This is a genomic window from Nitrospirota bacterium, assembly GCA_016214385.1.
Lineage (GTDB): Bacteria > Nitrospirota > Thermodesulfovibrionia > UBA6902 > JACROP01 > JACROP01.
The window spans coordinates 1-17,035 of sequence record JACROP010000001.1 but is presented as its reverse complement, the minus strand read 5'-3'; the positions used below and the strand labels follow the sequence as shown (position 1 = coordinate 17,035).

21 protein-coding genes and 1 tRNA gene are annotated in these 17,035 nt (G+C 41.8%); 3 read left to right on the top strand and 19 right to left on the bottom strand.

The window, feature by feature from the left end:
* Window positions 1-697: 697 nt before the first annotated feature.
* From HZC12_00110 to HZC12_00095, 4 genes are all read right to left on the bottom strand, one after another.
* A complete protein-coding gene (locus tag HZC12_00110; protein ID MBI5025140.1) occupies window positions 698-1,372 on the bottom strand; it encodes a pyridoxine 5'-phosphate synthase in 675 nt (224 codons plus the stop codon).
* 76 nt (window positions 1,373-1,448) lie between these two features.
* Window positions 1,449-2,420, bottom strand: coding sequence for an ATP-binding cassette domain-containing protein (locus HZC12_00105; protein MBI5025139.1), 972 nt, complete (start codon window positions 2,418-2,420; stop codon window positions 1,449-1,451).
* Window positions 2,420-3,424 carry an ABC transporter ATP-binding protein gene (locus tag HZC12_00100; GenBank protein MBI5025138.1) on the bottom strand — a complete coding sequence of 335 codons (1,005 nt, stop codon included), beginning with the start codon at window positions 3,422-3,424 and terminating at the stop codon, window positions 2,420-2,422. Before HZC12_00100 ends, HZC12_00105 begins: the two co-directional genes overlap by 1 nt.
* A gap of 8 nt (window positions 3,425-3,432) precedes the next feature.
* Window positions 3,433-4,140, bottom strand: a complete 708-nt coding sequence (locus HZC12_00095; GenBank protein ID MBI5025137.1) for a tetratricopeptide repeat protein — start codon at window positions 4,138-4,140, stop codon at window positions 3,433-3,435.
* Between the two features lie 146 nt (window positions 4,141-4,286).
* On the opposite strand from HZC12_00095, the gene HZC12_00090 reads away from it, so the two are divergent.
* Both HZC12_00090 and HZC12_00085 read left to right on the top strand, forming a co-directional pair.
* Window positions 4,287-7,235 carry a hypothetical protein gene (locus HZC12_00090; GenBank protein MBI5025136.1) on the top strand — a complete coding sequence of 983 codons (2,949 nt, stop codon included), beginning with the start codon at window positions 4,287-4,289 and terminating at the stop codon, window positions 7,233-7,235.
* 31 nt (window positions 7,236-7,266) lie between these two features.
* Window positions 7,267-7,920: a DUF1318 domain-containing protein gene (locus HZC12_00085; protein MBI5025135.1), complete on the top strand. Its 654-nt coding sequence runs from the start codon at window positions 7,267-7,269 to the stop codon at window positions 7,918-7,920.
* A gap of 15 nt (window positions 7,921-7,935) precedes the next feature.
* Here the strand turns inward: HZC12_00085 and HZC12_00080 are convergent, their stop codons facing one another.
* From HZC12_00080 to HZC12_00060, 5 genes are all read right to left on the bottom strand, one after another.
* Entirely contained in the window at window positions 7,936-8,376 is a 441-nt protein-coding gene (locus HZC12_00080) for a tetratricopeptide repeat protein (protein ID MBI5025134.1), read from the bottom strand.
* Between the two features lie 158 nt (window positions 8,377-8,534).
* On the bottom strand, window positions 8,535-8,705 hold the full coding sequence (locus HZC12_00075) for a DNA-directed RNA polymerase subunit P (protein ID MBI5025133.1): 171 nt from the start codon (window positions 8,703-8,705) through the stop codon (window positions 8,535-8,537).
* Window positions 8,706-8,941: 236 nt separating this feature from the next.
* On the bottom strand, window positions 8,942-9,901 hold the full coding sequence (gene trpS / locus HZC12_00070; protein ID MBI5025132.1) for a tryptophan--tRNA ligase: 960 nt from the start codon (window positions 9,899-9,901) through the stop codon (window positions 8,942-8,944).
* A 22-nt stretch (window positions 9,902-9,923) separates the two neighbouring features.
* Window positions 9,924-10,571, bottom strand: a complete 648-nt coding sequence (locus tag HZC12_00065; protein MBI5025131.1) for a site-2 protease family protein — start codon at window positions 10,569-10,571, stop codon at window positions 9,924-9,926.
* Window positions 10,572-10,648: 77 nt separating this feature from the next.
* On the bottom strand, window positions 10,649-12,310 hold the full coding sequence (locus HZC12_00060; protein ID MBI5025130.1) for a phosphoenolpyruvate carboxykinase (ATP): 1,662 nt from the start codon (window positions 12,308-12,310) through the stop codon (window positions 10,649-10,651).
* Window positions 12,311-12,641: 331 nt separating this feature from the next.
* Between HZC12_00060 and HZC12_00055 the strand changes: the two genes are divergently transcribed.
* Window positions 12,642-12,716: transfer RNA gene (locus HZC12_00055), tRNA-Thr, on the top strand.
* Window positions 12,717-12,794: 78 nt separating this feature from the next.
* Here HZC12_00055 and HZC12_00050 read toward each other — a convergent pair.
* The 10 genes from HZC12_00050 to HZC12_00005 all read right to left on the bottom strand — a co-directional run bounded on the left by HZC12_00050 (window position 12,795) and on the right by HZC12_00005 (window position 16,996).
* Window positions 12,795-12,980: a hypothetical protein gene (locus HZC12_00050; GenBank protein MBI5025129.1), complete on the bottom strand. Its 186-nt coding sequence runs from the start codon at window positions 12,978-12,980 to the stop codon at window positions 12,795-12,797.
* Between the two features lie 34 nt (window positions 12,981-13,014).
* Window positions 13,015-13,695 carry a hypothetical protein gene (locus HZC12_00045; GenBank protein ID MBI5025128.1) on the bottom strand — a complete coding sequence of 227 codons (681 nt, stop codon included), beginning with the start codon at window positions 13,693-13,695 and terminating at the stop codon, window positions 13,015-13,017.
* 16 nt (window positions 13,696-13,711) lie between these two features.
* Window positions 13,712-13,954 (bottom strand): hypothetical protein, encoded by a 243-nt coding sequence (locus HZC12_00040; GenBank protein MBI5025127.1) that lies wholly within the window; start codon window positions 13,952-13,954, stop codon window positions 13,712-13,714.
* Window positions 13,955-14,096: 142 nt separating this feature from the next.
* Window positions 14,097-14,420 carry a gas vesicle protein K gene (locus HZC12_00035; GenBank protein MBI5025126.1) on the bottom strand — a complete coding sequence of 108 codons (324 nt, stop codon included), beginning with the start codon at window positions 14,418-14,420 and terminating at the stop codon, window positions 14,097-14,099.
* A 50-nt stretch (window positions 14,421-14,470) separates the two neighbouring features.
* Window positions 14,471-14,686, bottom strand: coding sequence for a gas vesicle protein (locus HZC12_00030; GenBank protein MBI5025125.1), 216 nt, complete (start codon window positions 14,684-14,686; stop codon window positions 14,471-14,473).
* 1 nt (window position 14,687) lies between these two features.
* On the bottom strand, window positions 14,688-15,488 hold the full coding sequence (locus HZC12_00025) for a GvpL/GvpF family gas vesicle protein (GenBank protein ID MBI5025124.1): 801 nt from the start codon (window positions 15,486-15,488) through the stop codon (window positions 14,688-14,690).
* Between the two features lie 22 nt (window positions 15,489-15,510).
* On the bottom strand, window positions 15,511-15,774 hold the full coding sequence (locus tag HZC12_00020; GenBank protein ID MBI5025123.1) for a gas vesicle protein: 264 nt from the start codon (window positions 15,772-15,774) through the stop codon (window positions 15,511-15,513).
* A gap of 2 nt (window positions 15,775-15,776) precedes the next feature.
* Window positions 15,777-16,016, bottom strand: a complete 240-nt coding sequence (locus HZC12_00015) for a gas vesicle protein GvpG (protein ID MBI5025122.1) — start codon at window positions 16,014-16,016, stop codon at window positions 15,777-15,779.
* A 2-nt stretch (window positions 16,017-16,018) separates the two neighbouring features.
* Entirely contained in the window at window positions 16,019-16,792 is a 774-nt protein-coding gene (locus HZC12_00010) for a GvpL/GvpF family gas vesicle protein (GenBank protein ID MBI5025121.1), read from the bottom strand.
* Window positions 16,793-16,996, bottom strand: coding sequence for a hypothetical protein (locus HZC12_00005; protein MBI5025120.1), 204 nt, complete (start codon window positions 16,994-16,996; stop codon window positions 16,793-16,795).
* Window positions 16,997-17,035: the final 39 nt, after the last annotated feature.

The following is a 17,035-nucleotide window of genomic DNA, read 5'->3' as shown; positions in this document are numbered from 1 at the left end:
TCTTTTGGGGAATAGTTGTAACATGTATCTTCTTCTTAATTATTGATTCGGCATAATTCCTGAAAAGATCTTCAAGGCAAGAGTAATAACTTGATTCTGTTGCATCTCCCCTCTTTGCAGCTTCAACTATCCGATTAAGATAAGATTTAAGCATAATCCTTTTGAAAAAATCCCCCCAATATTAAAATCTTTCAACAATGATTTGCAAGGCGTTCTAAGAGGTAATGGCTTGAAAAAATGCCTGCTGTTATCCGGATATGCCATACCTATTACTCGTCTATAAAATATAAGTTGTGGATTTTCTTTGTTGTCACAATGCCTACTATTTCCTTTCCATTACTTTAAGAAGCTCGCGATATATCACATTTTTTTACAATTTTGCAACTTATAAATTAAGATATATCGCACAGACTGACATATAGCCTGTCTTGCCTTTCAGTAGTGTCCGATAAACTTAGTAAAAGCCTTGGTATTTCATGATTCAAGCATGCAATATTCGGCAATCCGAAGATGTCATTCCTGTGAAAACAGGAATCCAGTTCTTTTCAGCATTGATTCTGGATTCCCGCTGGAGTTTACCCCGTACTCTGATACGGGGCGGGAATGACGAACTAAGGTGCTTATTAATATTTTTGCCGGACACTAGTGCTTGCCTTATCTTCAGGTGTCATATGTGGTTTTTACATAAACCGCCCCTTCATAAGATCCCTCTTCTCGCACCCTCCATTAATTCCTTCATCTCTCTAACAGCCCTCTCAAGCCCTACAAAAACTGCCCTCGATATTATGCTGTGGCCGATGTAAAGTTGACCTGCGTTCACCTCAAGGCCTTCATCTGCTGCCGACTTAATTGACTGGAGGACTTTCTCAAACTCTTTATCCATCTTAGCTCCGCCAGAGATGGAATAAGAGCCTGTGTGGATTTCCACCATTTTTGCACCAATCTTTTTGGATGTCTCTACAACATTGAATTCCGGATTTATAAATAAACTAACCGGGATGCCTTTATCCTGTAATTTATTAACTGCAAGCTTCAGGGCTTCCATGTTTGACTTTACATCAAGTCCTCCTTCCGTGGTAAGTTCCTGTCGCTTTTCAGGCACAAACGTAACCATATCAGGCTTAACCTGTAATGCAATTGCAATCATCTCCTTTGTTGCAGCCATCTCAAGATTGAGTTCTACAGGAACAATTTCTCTCAGTAATTTCAAATCCCTGTCCTGGATGTGTCGCCTGTCTTCCCTTAAATGAATGGTTATGCCATCAGCGCCTCCGAGGACAACAGGGGTTACAGCCATTACAGGGTCAGGCTCTATGCCTCCCCTCGCCTGCCTCAATGTTGCTACATGGTCTATGTTTACACCTAAAATCATTTAATACCCCTCACCCCCGTATCAAGTACGGGGCAGGCTCTAACCCTCTCCCACAAGGGGAGAGGGAATTTATATTTTATCCCCATAAATCGCACGAGACCCATCTATCTTTTCTTGCTTCATGAAATGCTGGAAATTCGGTATTGCATGGCCCAAATCTTTTCGGGCATCTCGGGTGAAACGGGCATCCTGGAGGGATAATCACAGGGCTTGGGACATCTCCTTCGAGGATAATCCGTTTGGTCTTTTTCTCAGGTTCTGGCTCTGGAACTGCTGAAAGCAGGGCTTCTGTGTAAGGGTGAAATGGCTCAGTAAAAATGTCTTCTGTTTTTGCCAACTCTACAATCCTGCCAAGATACATTACAGCGACCCTGTGGCTGAAGTGTTCAATAACCTTGAGATTATGACTTATGAAAACAAATGAGAGGGCTGATTCTCTCTGAAGGTCTTCAAGGAGATTTATTATCTGGGCCTGAATAGAGACATCAAGGGCAGACAGGGGCTCATCAGCTATTATAAGTTTCGGGCTGACTGCGAGTGCCCTTGCTATGCACACCCTCTGTCTCTGGCCTCCGCTGAATTCATGGGGATATTTGTAAAGGGCATCCGCACCAAGTCCGACCCTCTGTAAAAGTTCAACGACCTTATCCCTGAGTTCTTTCCCCTTTGCGATTTTATGAATGACCAGGGCCTCACCTACTGCATCTATAACCCGCTTTCGTGGGTTAAGTGAGGCATAAGGGTCTTGAAAAATAATCTGGAGTCTCTTTCTTAAATTAAAGAGAACCTTGCCCTTTGCCCTGACCAAATCTATGTTATCAAAAAAAATAGCCCCTGCTGTGGGCTCTATCAGTTTTAAAATGACTCTTGCGAGAGTGGACTTGCCGCAGCCGCTCTCTCCAACAAGGCCAAAGACCTCTGCATCTCCAACTGAAAAACTGACACCATCAACTGCCCTGAGGATGCCACCACCTTTCACAGGAAAATATTTTTTAACTTCCTCAAGCCTGAGGAGTTTATTGTTCTGAGTACCGGGAGACTTAAGCATCATAATTCCATGGCCCTGATGCACCGGCTCAAATGGCCATCTCCTATATGTATAAGTTCTGGTTCTTTCGTGTAGCATTCCTTTATTGCGTACCGGCACCTCGGCGCAAATTTGCACCCCTCAGGCAGTTCACTCAATTTTGGCACCTGCCCTGGAATCGGCTTGAGTTTTATGCCCCTGCCTTTTGGGAGCGATTCAAGGATTCCCATTGTATAAGGGTGCCTCGGGTTAACAAAGAGTTCTTTTACATCAGCAACCTCTACAATCCTGCCTGCATACATAATGTTTACCCTCTGAACCCACTCTGCCACGATACCGAGGTCATGTGTTATCAGGAATAAAGACATGCCCCTTTTTTTCCTGAGGTCATCGAGAAGCTCCAGTATCTGAGCCTGTATAGTAACGTCCAGGGCAGTAGTTGGTTCATCTGCAATCAGGAGAGAAGGGTTGCAGGCTATTGCCATTGCAATCATTACCCTCTGTCTCATGCCCCCGCTCATCTGATGTGGGTATTCTCTTGCCCGCAGTTCAGGAGAGGGTATCTTTACTGCCTCCAGCAGACCCACCGCTTCTTTCATAGCCTCACGCCTGCCCATCCCTTTATGGGTCATAAAAACCTCTGCTACTTGATAGCCAACTGTAAATACAGGATTCAGGGATGTCATCGGCTCCTGAAAAATCATAGATATCTCCTTGCCCCTCAGTTCTCTCATCTCTGACTCGGTTTTAACCAGGATATCTTCGCCTTTGAATAAAATCCTCCCGGACAATACTGCATTTGCAGGCAGGAGTCTCATTATTGAAAGGGATGTTACTGTCTTGCCACAGCCACTTTCGCCTACAAGGCCAAAGACTTCACCCCTCTTCACCTGAAAACACACACCGTCTACTGCCTTAAGCAGGCCATTATCAGTCCCGAAGCGTCGGGATGAGGATGTGGCGAAAAAAATCTTAAGGTCTTCTACAGAAAGAAGGGGCAGAGATTCGTTGCGGAGTTGGACCATTAAACTGGCTACTCTTCTGTCTTATTGAGAAGCCTCATGTACAGCCTTGCCTCCTCCAGATTTGGATTCAGTTTGAGGGCATTCTCCCATTCCTCGACAGCAAGACCAACAAGGCCCTTCAAATAATAGGTAATCCCGAGCTGTACCCAGGCAGGGCCATATCGGGGGTTAACCTCCTTTGCCTTGCTGAATTGCAAAATCGCCTCTTCGTATAAGTTTTTGTTGCGCAGGGCAATGCCGAGCTTCGTAAGAACATCTGCAAGTTTTGGAGACAATTTGAGGGCCTTTCTGTACTCTTCGATGGCTTCATCGTTGAGCCCCATGTCAAGGTATTTATTGCCAAGCTCAAAGTGTTCGTTTGCTAATTTCCCGGCTGCAAAAGGATCAAGTGTAGCAGGGGTTGGGTGGGCTATCTGGGCTGCCTTAGAAAGGACATCCTGAGCCTTTTTAAACTTACCCATATCGTTGTATGTAACTGCAAGATTCAGGGCCACCTCGGTATATTTTGGATTTATTTTAAGGGCCTTCTCATAATGCTTCACAGCTTTCTCAAGCTCTCCTTTATGGCTATAAATGATTCCAAGTCTGTTGTGGACATCTGCATAGTCAGGGTTGATTTTTATGATATCTAACAGGAGGGGCTCGGCTTCGTTGTATCTGCCCTCTTCAAAAAGGTCCTTGCCCATCTGATACAACTCTAAAAGCTTGGCGTCCATTGTTCTCCCTTCATATACCAGGCTTATTCTTTTCTTGCATAAGTTTATTTGAATAAGTGATCTTTGTCAAGGATACCAAGTTGGTTCTATCTCTGATTCTGCGTATTAACCTTGACCTTAGAAGTCATCAATGCTAAAAAGAAGACATGAGTACCGCCATAAAGAGGTCACTGCTAATTTTACTGGCAGTTGTTTTAATCGCTGGGGTTATCTATGCGTACTGGAGTTTTTCAAGTTTCAAACAAAGGCTGCTTTTAGCCGCTTCAACAGAGACATCAAAATTTTTAGGCCAGAGATGCGACATAGGAGATATAAGCTTCTCCATTTCAGGTCTTTCCATCTCTGATATAAGGATTTATGATCCTGAAGGGTTTCCCACAGAGTCAGACAGAGAAAATTCGACAGGCTCATTTGGGCAACTCCTTGCGATAAAAAGACTTGAGATTAAGCCCTATCTGCTCCGCATTCTCAGGGGGAAACTCGACTTTAAAAGAATATATTTAAAAAGCCCCAATCTTACTCTGAGAAGGGCTGCAGATGGCAGCATGAACATCTCAGAGAAATTGAGGGAATTCCTATTAAAGGAAGAGGTTCGGGCATTTTCAATTGGAGAGTTCAGGATAGGAGATGGCAATTTTGCATTTGAGGGAAAACAAAGTGTCAGGATAAAAGATTTAGTCTTCTCGATAAAAGGACTCTCGCCTGTAAAAAAAGAGGCCTCTTTCGCTGGTTCTTTTAACTACGATGAAGCTACTGTAAGAATTGAAGGCACAACTTTTCTACCTGTAGAAAGGACACTGCATGCAAGGGTGTCATCTGATGGTATCAAGCTTCATGTGCTCGGCGAATTGTTTAAGAAATTAGAAATTGATCTTGAAAAGACAAAGACGAGATTTGATGCCGAGATATTTATAAGCCCTGAAAGGATTGATGCTAAGGGGAAAGCAGAACTCAATAGCCCTTCCCCACTGCCCTTTAAATTTTTTAAACCATCCCGCAGAATTGCGGGACTAAAGCTAAACTTTGACATTTCTTACAGTATTAAAGACGATGCCATTAAGATAGAGGACTCAACCATAACAGCAGGAGAAATAATAAATGCCTCTATAGAGGGCTCTGTAAGGGAAGTCAGAGGAAAAGCCTTTTATAACTTCAACCTTACCAGTCATGACATCATCCTCTCTGACCTGAAGATTCTTCCTGACTATAAAACAAGCGGCAGGGTCTCCGCATTAAACATATCTTTTAAGGGAAACCTCTCAGAGAAATTAATCGAAATAAGCGGTTCTGCAGATTTCCGCGATGTATCGATTGAAGGGAGAGACATCAGTGCCGACAGGATAAACGCTGCAATTGAATTAGGCTTAAAAGGATTGGGAGGAAAATCGTCAGGGATTTTAAAAGTCTCGGCATACAATTTAAATCTCCACGACAAGAATAATCAGAAAATCCATGTAGGCCAACTCTCAGCAACTGTTAATAGCGATTTTTTAAAGGCGCCAATAGACGGCAGGGTAGAATTTAAAATCAATGACTTTTCATCAAAAAAACTCAGCCTCAAAAAGCTCTCCGGGGAGAGTGGTTTTTCTTATATTGACAATAAAGCTACATTCTCCAACCTGAGCGTTTCTTCAGAAAAATTTGACCTTAAGGCCAGCGACCTTTCTATTGCGTTTCCCTTAAAAGACAGGCAGACAGCAATAGCGCTAAAAAAAGGGGCTGCCGCACTTGTAGAAGAAGGAGTAAAAATAAAAGATATGGACTTGTCAGGAAGCTTTAAAATCGAAGATTCGCTGGGGCGAAAAGATGGAGATGCCACGCACGGTAAGTTTGAATTTTCAGTCAGAAGCCTAACAGTCAAAGGAACTGAAATAGAAAACATCAGGGGCTCTGTAAATGTCCTGCTCAAAGATAATGATGTAACCTTCCAGTCAGCAGGCCAGATTGGAAGCATAGCAGCAGCTATCTCAGGAAGCATCACCAGTCGTAGACTCTCCTCCAAAGGCGGATCCGCCGAAGGCGGAGACTCTACGAGTCCTACTTTAAAAGCATCTGAATCAGTCGAGGCCGATAAGCCTGAAAGGCACATAAGGCTTTCAGTTACAGTGCCTGAAGCAGGTCTTTCAAGGATTCAGGAATCCCTCTGGCACTTTCTTCCAGAAGCCGTCCAGTATGCGAAACTCGCGGGCAGTGCAGGTCTTAAGGCAGACATAGAAATATCGGATAGGGTAAAGGCTCTCTCCGGAGAGATTTTTCTAAAAAGAGTTGTTTTCAATGCGGAAAACAACGAATACATAATCGGCCCTGTGGACGGTATCATACCTTTAATCGCCGGTGATGAGGAGTTAAGTCTGGAAAGGGCATCAGATGGCCCTTTTGAAAAAAAAGTTGAAACTGCCATCAAGCACTACAGAGGTTTCACAAAGGGAAAAGTCGGTACGACTCGATCCCGAGATGATGGCGAGATAATCATAGGTGCTGTAAAATATGGCCCGACAATCCTCGATGATGTGAAGGTCTGGCTGAAAGCAGGGCTTAATACTTTGAATATCAAAAGAATAAGTGCTAATATGTTTGGAGGTCAGATTTATGGTTCAGCAAAGATAGATGTTAGAAAGGGTTTTAGTTATACAGGTGATTTTGTCTTATCCGACATAAGTCTCACAACAATCTGTGATGAGCTTAAACCAATAAGAGGTTATATCTCTGGAAGAGTAGACGGCCTGATGAAATTCAAAGGTGAAGGGACGAAATTCAAAGGGCTTATGGGAATAATGGAACTCAGGGCCAGAAAGTCGGAAAAAGAGCCCATGAAGATAAGCAGGGAATTTCTGCAAAAAGTTGGAGGGAGCGCTGTAAAAAAAGTCCGCCTTACCGACAGATATTATGACCGCGGAGTTATGACCTGCTATATGCAGGACGGCTATCTTGTATTTAAGGAGTTAGAGATTTCCCATAAGAACTTCCTGGGTTTTACAGACCTCTCGGTTAATGTTATGCCTGTGCACAACAGGGTTGCCCTCGATGACCTTTTATGGAAGATTAAGACTGTAATCGAGCGTGCCTCTGATGCAGGCACGCCGAGGATTGAGTAATCAAGCAATTTAAACTTAATGGAGGTGCTGAATGTTTAAAATATTTTCCAAAAATCTCAGGTGGGCATTAGGCTTTTTGATTTTCAGCATAGTATCATGTGCAGTAATTACGGTAAATATTTATTTTCCTGAAAAAGACGTAAAAGCCGCTTACCAGAAACTCGAGGAAGAGTTGATGAAACCAGAAAAAACAGAGGAAAAACCAATCGAAGATTCGCCGGGGCGAAAAGAAGGCAAGCCTGAGAGTAAACGCGATACATTTAATTACTATGCGTTAAGCCTTGTTTCAGTGGCTTATGCGCAAGACGGAGGACAGATTGCAGAGCTGATAAAGAAAATGCCGGATGTTGTTCAGGCGTACAAGGAGATGGGCGCCAGGGCACAGGACATTGACAGGCTCAGAAATACAGGTGTTGTTGGAGAAGGAAATAATGGCCTCTTATCAATAAAGGGAAACGTCAGTAAAGGGGACATGGACCTTATAGATGCTGAAACCCGCAACAGGACAACAGTAATCAGGGGCATGGCAAAAGCCATCCTGAGAATAAACAGGGTTCCAGAAAAACAGGAAAATCTCAACCAGGTTCTTCCTCAGGCTGCATCTTCATTTGCTTCGACAAGAAGGGATACAGCCAGACCTGGCTGGTGGGTACAGCTTCCTGACGGCAGATGGGTGAAAAAGTAAAATCAAATTTGCCACCTATCTAAACCCTAACTTGCTCAGTATAAAGCCGAGGTATTTGTTTATAAAATTGTCTCTTGAAAGAAAAGGGAGAATAGGCCTTTTTCTTGTGCCGAGGGTGTCAAGAATTGCACTAATCTCTTTATTGTTAGCGTTTAATTTCAGGCCCTGTCGGAACGCCTCTATGGCCTCTCCCATTTTGTTTGCCTTTAGGTAAACTTTTCCAAGGTTAAAGTAAAGTTCAGGGGTTTCAGGTTCCCTCCCAATAGCCTTCTTGCAAGAAACAATAGCTTCATTCACTGTCCCACGCTCAATGGCAGAACAAAGGGCGAAAAAGGATTGGTATTTTGGATTCTGGGGTTCTATTTCAAAGGCTTTTTGAAACTGGGCGAGGGCATTCAAGGTATTTCCTTTTCTCAGAAAACTAATACCCTTTGAGTAAAATTCCTCAGCTCCCATTTTTCCTGTGCAATTCCATACCCATTAACCAAATTATACATTAAAATTAAAAAGTATAAAAATCTAAACCTGCCCTGACGATAGATAAATAAAAAAGGGCGGTTTACCACCGCCCTTTTTTATTGTGTCAGGCCACCGGCCTAACAACTCCTGGGGGTTCAGCCACCGCCGCCGCCTGAAAAGCCCCCGAAGAAATTCACTGGATTTATCTTTCTTAGATCTTTGCTCCCACAGTAAGGACATTCGCTCTCTTTAATTTCACCCTCTGATTTTAAAGTAGCAGCAAATTGTCTTCCACACTTGAGACAGATACAAACATGTTGTGGCATCAGGTAGACCTCTTATATTATCTTGCTACAGCCAGTTAGAAGCATAAATACTTTAGCATTTTCAAGTGCCTTTTGTCTATACCAGTTTCAAAAAAAGCTGCCTTTTGGCCCAGAATTTTAATTTTTTTCTTATATTTCAATGGGTTAGGAGTTTTTTGCGATAAAAACTCGGGGAATTTAATTAAACCGGGCATGGAAAGGCTTCAATTTACCTAAAAACGTTTATTTTGACGGAGTTATATTATTCCGACCGCTCTTCTGATACCCTTCATTGTCTCAGCAGCCACTTTTCTTGCCCTATCAATACCAGCCTGAACAATATCCTCAAGAACACCTGGTTTCTCCAGAAAACTCTTCCTTTTATCCCATATGGGATCCAGAACCCTGAAAAGATTTTTTATCAATATGTCCTTACAATCAAGGCAGCCAATACCTGCAGTGCGGCATCCCTTTACAACCTCTTCCTGCTCCTCCTTTGTAGAAAATATTTTGTGGAGATGAAACACAGGGGAAAGCTCTGGCTCACCGCGGTCTGTCCTTTTTACTCTCGCAGGGTCTGTCATCATTGTCTTAATCTTTTGCTTGACTTCCTCAGGGGTATCAGAAAGATAAATGCAATTGTCATAACTTTTGCTCATCTTTCTGCCATCTATGCCAGGCACCTTGGGAAACTCTGTTAAAAGCCCTTCCGGCTCCAGAAGAATTTCTCCATACAGAAAATTAAACCTCCTGGCGATCTCCCTTGTAATCTCCAGATGTGGAAGCTGGTCTATGCCAACAGGCACATATCTGGCCCTGTAAATTAAAATATCAGCAGATTGTAGCACTGGATAACCTAAGAAGCCATATGTCCCGAGGTCCTTATCTTTGATTTCCTGGAGCTTTTCTTTATAGGTAGGCACCCTTTCAAGCCACCCGAGGGGTGTGATCATGGAAAGAAGCAAATTTAGCTCTGCATGTTCAAGAATCCGGGACTGAATAAAGATGGTTGATTTTTCAGGGTCAAGGCCTGCTGCAAGCCAGTTAATGAGGACATCCTGAATACTGGCCTTTATTTGTGATGTATCAGCATACTGGGATGTGAGGGCATGCCAGTCTGCAATGAAATAATAACACTCATAGCTATCCTGAAGTCTGACCCAGTTCTGAAGGGCACCGACAAGGTTTCCGAGATGAAGCTTTCCGCTCGGCTGCATACCGCTCAATACCCTATCCACATCAGCCTCCAAGTAAAAGATTCCTGAGGAAAATAATTATAGGGAAAATGATGTAATCTGTGATGCGAAAAAATATAAGTGCTATTAGTATTAAAAAGCCGTAAGGTTCGAGCCTGCTGTATGCAACTGCCTGCCTGGGAGGCAGAAGCCCCATGAGTATCTTGCTTCCGTCGAGTGGTGGGATGGGAAGCAGATTAAATACAGCAAGGCCAATGTTTAATACAATGCTGAGCTTAACCATTATGGCCAGAGGGATAAAGACCTTTTCCCCGAATATGCTCTCAGGTGAAACAGTAATGCTGGCAAGCAGCCTGAATACAATCGCTGCTATTATTGCAATTATCATGTTTGCGGCTGGCCCTGCAAGGGATATCCACATCATATCGCGCTTCGGGTCTTTAAGATTATATGGATTAACAGGCACTGGCTTTGCCCACCCGATCATTCGCGTGAATACAAAGACCAGCGTCCCTATGGGGTCGAGGTGCTTTATCGGATTAATTGTAAGCCTTCCGGCAAGCCTTGCTGTAGGGTCTCCAAGCCTGTCTGCAACAAGCCCATGGGCAAGCTCATGGAATGTGACTGCAATCAATATTGGAGGCGCAAGAAGGGCAATCTCTCGGATAATTCTGGCAATATCCAAATCCAATTATCTGACCTTTATAAGGACTTCATCGGGATTTACCATGTCTCTCCAAAATATAGGTCTTATAGGACCTATATTCTCTAAATAGGGTGCAGGATTTGATCAATCACTGTCCTTGCCACAACAAGGGGGTCTATAAAGGCACTGTCCATATCCTGCTCGATGTCTCTCTTATTTGAGAGATAGGTAATCCTATCCTGCATCCTGTCACGCAGATAGCTGAGATATTCAGGCTCCCTTGATGGTTTATATTTCTTATCATAATCAGCACCGAACAGCTCATTGCCATTCTTGGGAAGAAGAAGCCCTTCGAATTTCTTCCACTCTCTCCATTCAATATTTCCTCTAACAAGTTCAGTCACGATTGTGAGAGAGAGTTCCTTTGGAATATCAATTAGATTTCCAGGAAGACCAAAGGCATGTGTGTTCATAATATAACATTCGGTGCCGAGCTTGAAAAATTTTTTGAATTGCTGGCAATCCACCATAAGTGGATGCACCCTGAAGGGGTTGGCAAAGGGTTCAATGACCAACCTTTCCAGTTCCCGGGGGTCAACATTTTCAACACCTTTGGCACGCATTGTGCTTAAGGATGCACCCATAGCGACTGCGAGTCCTACAGAATTAACCTTACATATAGGTGGAAGGCTTGTGTCTTTCTGAAGCCATATAACCATACCAGGCCTCTCGCAGAAATCTGCATGGTTGAACATATCCCTCGACTTCAGGCAGCGGCCGTTGTCATTCCTTATATCCTCACAGACCATCTTCCTTTTACCATCTGGAAGTAGCGTGGTGCCCACATTCTGTGCTGAATAGAAATATTTGATATCAGGGTCATCAAATTTAACAGCATCTGTCTTATCAAAAAGGGTTGGCTCAAGGGCAACAGTAAAGTTATGCTCAAGGTCTATCAGAAATGCATCATCATGAATAACAGTCACCTTCTCGTTCTTTTTCAATGTCCCTGCATGGTCATGACTATTCGTGATCGAAGACTTCCCAGAACCTGAAAGGCCGAAGACAGCAACAGGAGGCTTATTACCTATTTTCTTGATCCCTCCATGGCAGGCGACCATGTTCTGGCGGACACCTATAGTCCAGCCAAGGGTCAGCGTTCCTTTTTTCCTCTCACCAAAATATCTCAGTCCGAGGATTGCGATACAGTTCTGTTCCTCATCAATAATAACAAGGCCGTTCGGGAAATCAGGGTGGGACCATTCAGGGTCTGCAAAGACGAGTATATCAGGCTCATCTAAGACCCTCGATTTCCTGTAAAGACCGCTCCACGGCTCCATCCATGGGGTGAAGTTTATCCCCCAGTCAAGCATATTCTTTGCATCCGTTTCAGGGCTTAAAAGATGTGCCTTGACCATAAAGTCAGGATGAAGCCCAACGATCCCTTCAAGCCACAGTCCAGGGCGTCGATTAAAATTGTAAATCGCCTCGCCTAAGATACTGAGGAATCTATCCTTTTCCCTGCCCATCTCTCTGACCAGGCGCCTCGCCCTCGCTGTGCGGCCCACTATACCGCCGTCATTCGAGACAAGTACCTTTGCATTCTTTGGGAGTCCAAACTGTTCAGGCCCGTACATTGGATGTGATGTTACAACAACCTCAGGCTGTTTGATAGCCAGTTTGTAAAGTTCAACCATCGTTGTTTTTCTTACAGAATTTGCAAAAAGAGCACCCTCAATGTATGCCCTCCACGATGAGCCTGGAATCTTATGTCTGCTTGCCATCAATTCTCTCCTTTAATTATTATAATCGAAACGAATAGGCTGAGTCAGCAATTTTAAAATAACCTGCACTAAGCCCTGATTATCCTAAGGGCAATCTCCCCCCTGTTTGCTATCAAGACTTTTTAAACATAGTTAAAAACTATAATTTTTTAAAGCCTCCTTTGTCAAGCAAATCCCCTGACCATAATCCTATGACTAACGCAAAGTTAAGAGTTGGAGGTCTTGAGTTTCTCCGAACTATATACTTTGGTTCCAAGAATCCTTGACCGTCTTTTGAAGATTAGGATAGACTATTGAAGGAAACTCGTTGCGAGTCGATTCTGACAGGATTGCCGATGTAGCTCAGTGGCAGAGCAGTCGATTCGTAATCGACTGGCCGAGGGTTCGAGTCCCTCCATCGGCTCCACCTGTATCCTGGCCAAAACGGCATCTATTTGTAACGTCGCTTTTGAGATTGTAGGGGTGGGCGGTTCATGAACCGCCCCTACTTAGGCAGACAGTCGTCTCTAAAACAGCAACCTAATTGGTCGCAATAATTTCTGGCTGTGCCAAAGCAGGGGAAATTACCTTCAGCGATCTGAATCGAGTGGACAAGAACTTCTTTCTTCATCCCTATCTTGGGTTTTACTCCCAACTTCTTTGCCCTCTCTTTTAGTTCTTTTTGCGTCATTTCTTCTCCTCCCTCCTTTGCTTTTGCAGACGGATTAATTTATTTCCGAGATAAGATATCTACCTAATTCCTCAAATCGTTCTTTATTCTTCTTATAAAAAGGCAGTAAACTCTGATACTCTCTTACCTTAGCCGCATCTTTTATTTCTGTAATTTGAATGTCTTTGGGTAGTCTCTTTTTAATATTATGATAGGCGCCAATAAAAATAATTCCTGTTTCGCCATGATTTAAGGTTTCATCTATTCTTTTGGCTATATAATTATCTCTCTTATTTAAGAGCATACTTTTGACCACCTTATATCTTATAAATGCTATTATTTTCCGTGTAATTGACTTTGCCTGAGTTATGGCAAGTAACCTATCCCGCTCTTTCTTAACCAGCTTAAAAACCTCTGTCTTAACTAAAACAGCTCCTCTCTTAAGGAGACTTAAAACCAACTCATGATTTCTACTTCCAGTTGTAGCTATTTCCTCAACTATTTTCCGTCCCATCTCACCTCCGACAACCATTCCATCCTGGTATATTTTCATACCTGATACATCTACAGATTCAAAATAATGTGATATAGCATCCCAGAAGCCTTCAACTGTGCTTTTGTGCTCTTCCCAAACCTCTTCTCCTAAGTCCGCAATACCTCTCTTGGTTATCTCTTTTGCTATAGAGCCGAGATCAGCACTTGTATGAATAACTGGGACATATAAAAGGGTTCTCATATGTTAGTGTGATAAATTATGCTAACTTTTTAGCCTTTATAATCAGGTTTGCTGTTTTCTTGCGTAAAATTGCTATTGTATGACAATTCTTGCAATCTAAATTTTCACTCTTATAATCATGGCAAGAAAGAAGCACATCTACTTCCTTCACTAATTCTTCAGCAAATCTTGTCTTCTCCGAAATATCTTTGGTTTTATTAATTTTATCTGTGAGTTTCTTTATTGCTGACTCTTGCTTCTGGAATATTGGACAGTTCATCCCCGCACTAAAATTTTTAGTGTGGGGGTGAATTTTTGGCTCTTCTTTATGCATCGTTTTCTCCTGTGAGATCCCTCGCTTCGCTCGGGAGAAATTCGGCCTTATGACTTATGTCGCTTTGCTCCATAAGTCATGGCCTCATTTACATCAAGTCCCCTAAAGGCCCTAATTTTAAATTAAGATCTTCATCTTTAAGCCCAAAAATCTCTTTCAGTTCTTGCATCTTATTTTCTAATTTCATTAGGGTCTCACCAATTCGCTCGATCTCTTCTTCAGTTAAAGAGCCTGCCTCTACCCTTCTCATTGCCTGTTTTTCCATTAGTTTTCTAATTAACTCCACAAGAGTAAGGACTAACTTTGCCAGTCCTTTCTCTACATTTTTAGGATCAATATTAATCCTCTCATTCTCAGAATCTTTTGCTTCCTCAGGTTCTTTTACAGTTATTACTATAGATGCTTTATCCATTTTACCCCCACACCTTTTATTTATCCCACACCTAATTCATAGGTGCGGGATCAAGTCGGCTCCTGCATAGGGCCTTCAATCGGAGCACCCCGTAAACGCTCCATAGTCTCTACAGAACTGACTAAAACTTTTAACCCTAAATATATTAGATCCACATCTGCAACAGAAATAACAATATCTCCTGATACCACCGCACCCTTATCCAAAACCCTATCCAAAACTTCTAAAAGGGTTACATCTTTTGATTTTGTAATAACATTATCCATTTCAATCGCCAGTGGTTACGAAATTATAAGGTGGCCAGGGGCCTGTGCAATCAAAAAAGAGCCCTCTGCCTTTATATTGTGCTTTAAGAATATCTACTACACTAATAAAATCGCTTATTTTATCTTTGTAAACTAAAAAGGCAGAGTTTAGAATCATGTCATTTTCTCTTTCAGTGACTTCTTTTGGTAATAATTTATTGATACGTGTTTTGAGGCTTTGTTCTCTAAGCCTGTCAAAACTATATTGGCCATACTCATTTATCTTTTTATTCACTGCTATGTTTAGCAATTCTTCTTTTTTCTTCTTTGAAAAAAATGCCTTGCCTGGCGAAGAAGCACTAATTTCTTTACTTATCTTTAAGAGGGCTTCATCTTCCTGAATGAGATTCTCCTTTAATTTCTCTATATCACAGTAAATTTTAACCCCCCATTCCTCTTTGCCTTCTAAGTGCTTTAATTTTGTTTTAAGTTCTTCTGCGTGTTCTTCAAACATTGCCTTTAGGTTATCTTCATTATTAAACAAAGTTGCAAACTTAAAAGGAACTACACATATATCTCTCATGACTTCTTCTATTATCCTCTCATGAATACCTACCTTTGTTTTAATCCATTCTAAATTAGTCAGGTTATTCTTCAGATTCTCCTCATTAAATTCGCTTTCTGTAACTTTACTGACTACAGCATAAAGACCTTTATGGTAAATAAAATATACCCCTATGCCAAAATCTTTGGTGTGCAAATGATGTGGAAGTGAATTTGTAACACAATATAAATAGATAAGGTCTTTTATAGTTACTTCCATATTCATATATCCCTTTATCAAATTATTTGGTTAGGCTGAGCTGTTCTTTTCGCTCATAAGATTCAACTTCTAAAGCCTCGTTTAGTTTAACAGTATAGATGTTTCTATCCTGCACCCTCGTCGGAAGTCCAAGAGATTTTATAAATGAACTCTCCTCATATACCTCCGCTTTAGTCTCCCAACCATCACTATCCTTTGCCGCCTTAATTACCTCTACATCCTTGACACCAATGGTCTTTTTCAAAAACTCAACAACTGCTTTTCTGACATCTTCAATATTAGCCATTTTCACACCTCCTCTTCTTTTGCCTTTCTAATCGCACTCAACCGTGCTAAAAGTTCTTCTTCCTGCTTCTCATATTCCTCCTCGTTTATCTCATCCATCTCAAACCGTAATTGTAATTCCATAAGTTTTTCTTTTATACGACCTTCATCAGAAACTTCCTTTTCTGCTACCTCGTTAATTTTCTTACCCAACCAAATTACGCCTTTCAATGGCGCAAGTAATATGTCATCAATTAAAAACATCTCTAATATTTCCCAGTTTCTATTACTAAGTTAACGAAATTAAACGGCGGCAGTGTTCCCACATACTTAAATTTTATTTTATCGCCATATTTTGTATTGAGTTCCTCAACCTTTTGGTCAAACTCTGGTTCTTTGTCTTTTTTGACTAAAAAGGCGGCATTAAAAATCATCAACTCACCATAGGTATTATTAGTCTTAACTTCTACTGCTAAAGGTGATAGGGTATTTAATATATCTCCTTTGCATTTCTCCTTTTCCTTTTCTGACGCTGCCTTAACCCTTTCTCCTATCTCCATGCGTTGATAATATGTCTTCTCAGGAGGCAGTGCTGCGAGTTTTTCTTTTAACAGCCTTATGTCTTCATATTTTCCTAAGATGTCTTTATAAATAACCTCCTCTTTAAATATTGCTTTTAACCCGAGTTCTTTCTTGCCTTCCATATTTTTTAATGAATCTACAAATCTATCATATTCTCTTTCTAATATCTTTCTTACTCGTGTTTCATCTTCATCTTCAGTAATTGTGGCGAATCTTACTGGCAAAACTGTATAAGTCTTCATTACCTCTTCAATAACTCGCTCATGAGGAATTAGATTTTCTCTTGAGAGAGAATATTTTTTAACCGGAGAATTGCTCACCACTGCAGCAATATCATTAAAACAGATAGTATATATTTCATCGCCTCTTCCCCCAATCCCTAACGGGCCAAAAGTCTTTGTAACATCGGCTGCTATTATGCAATAAATATATTTGCCCTCTTTCACAGCTACTTCCATCTATTTCTTACTCTCATCAGCACTTGCTGCTACCAATGCTCCCTTTGCTACGCTTCTTAATGGTTGAGATGCCATCCTCACAGAGCCAACTGGAATAGGTAGTTTCAGTTGGTCTAAAAGCTGTTTAAATCTCTGGCTAAAACCTTTGGGAAGTGAAGTGCCTCCGGATAAGACGATAGTTATAGGCTTGACTATACGCGGCATTCGCCTCGCCCTATTAAACTCTTGCTTTATATTCTCAAT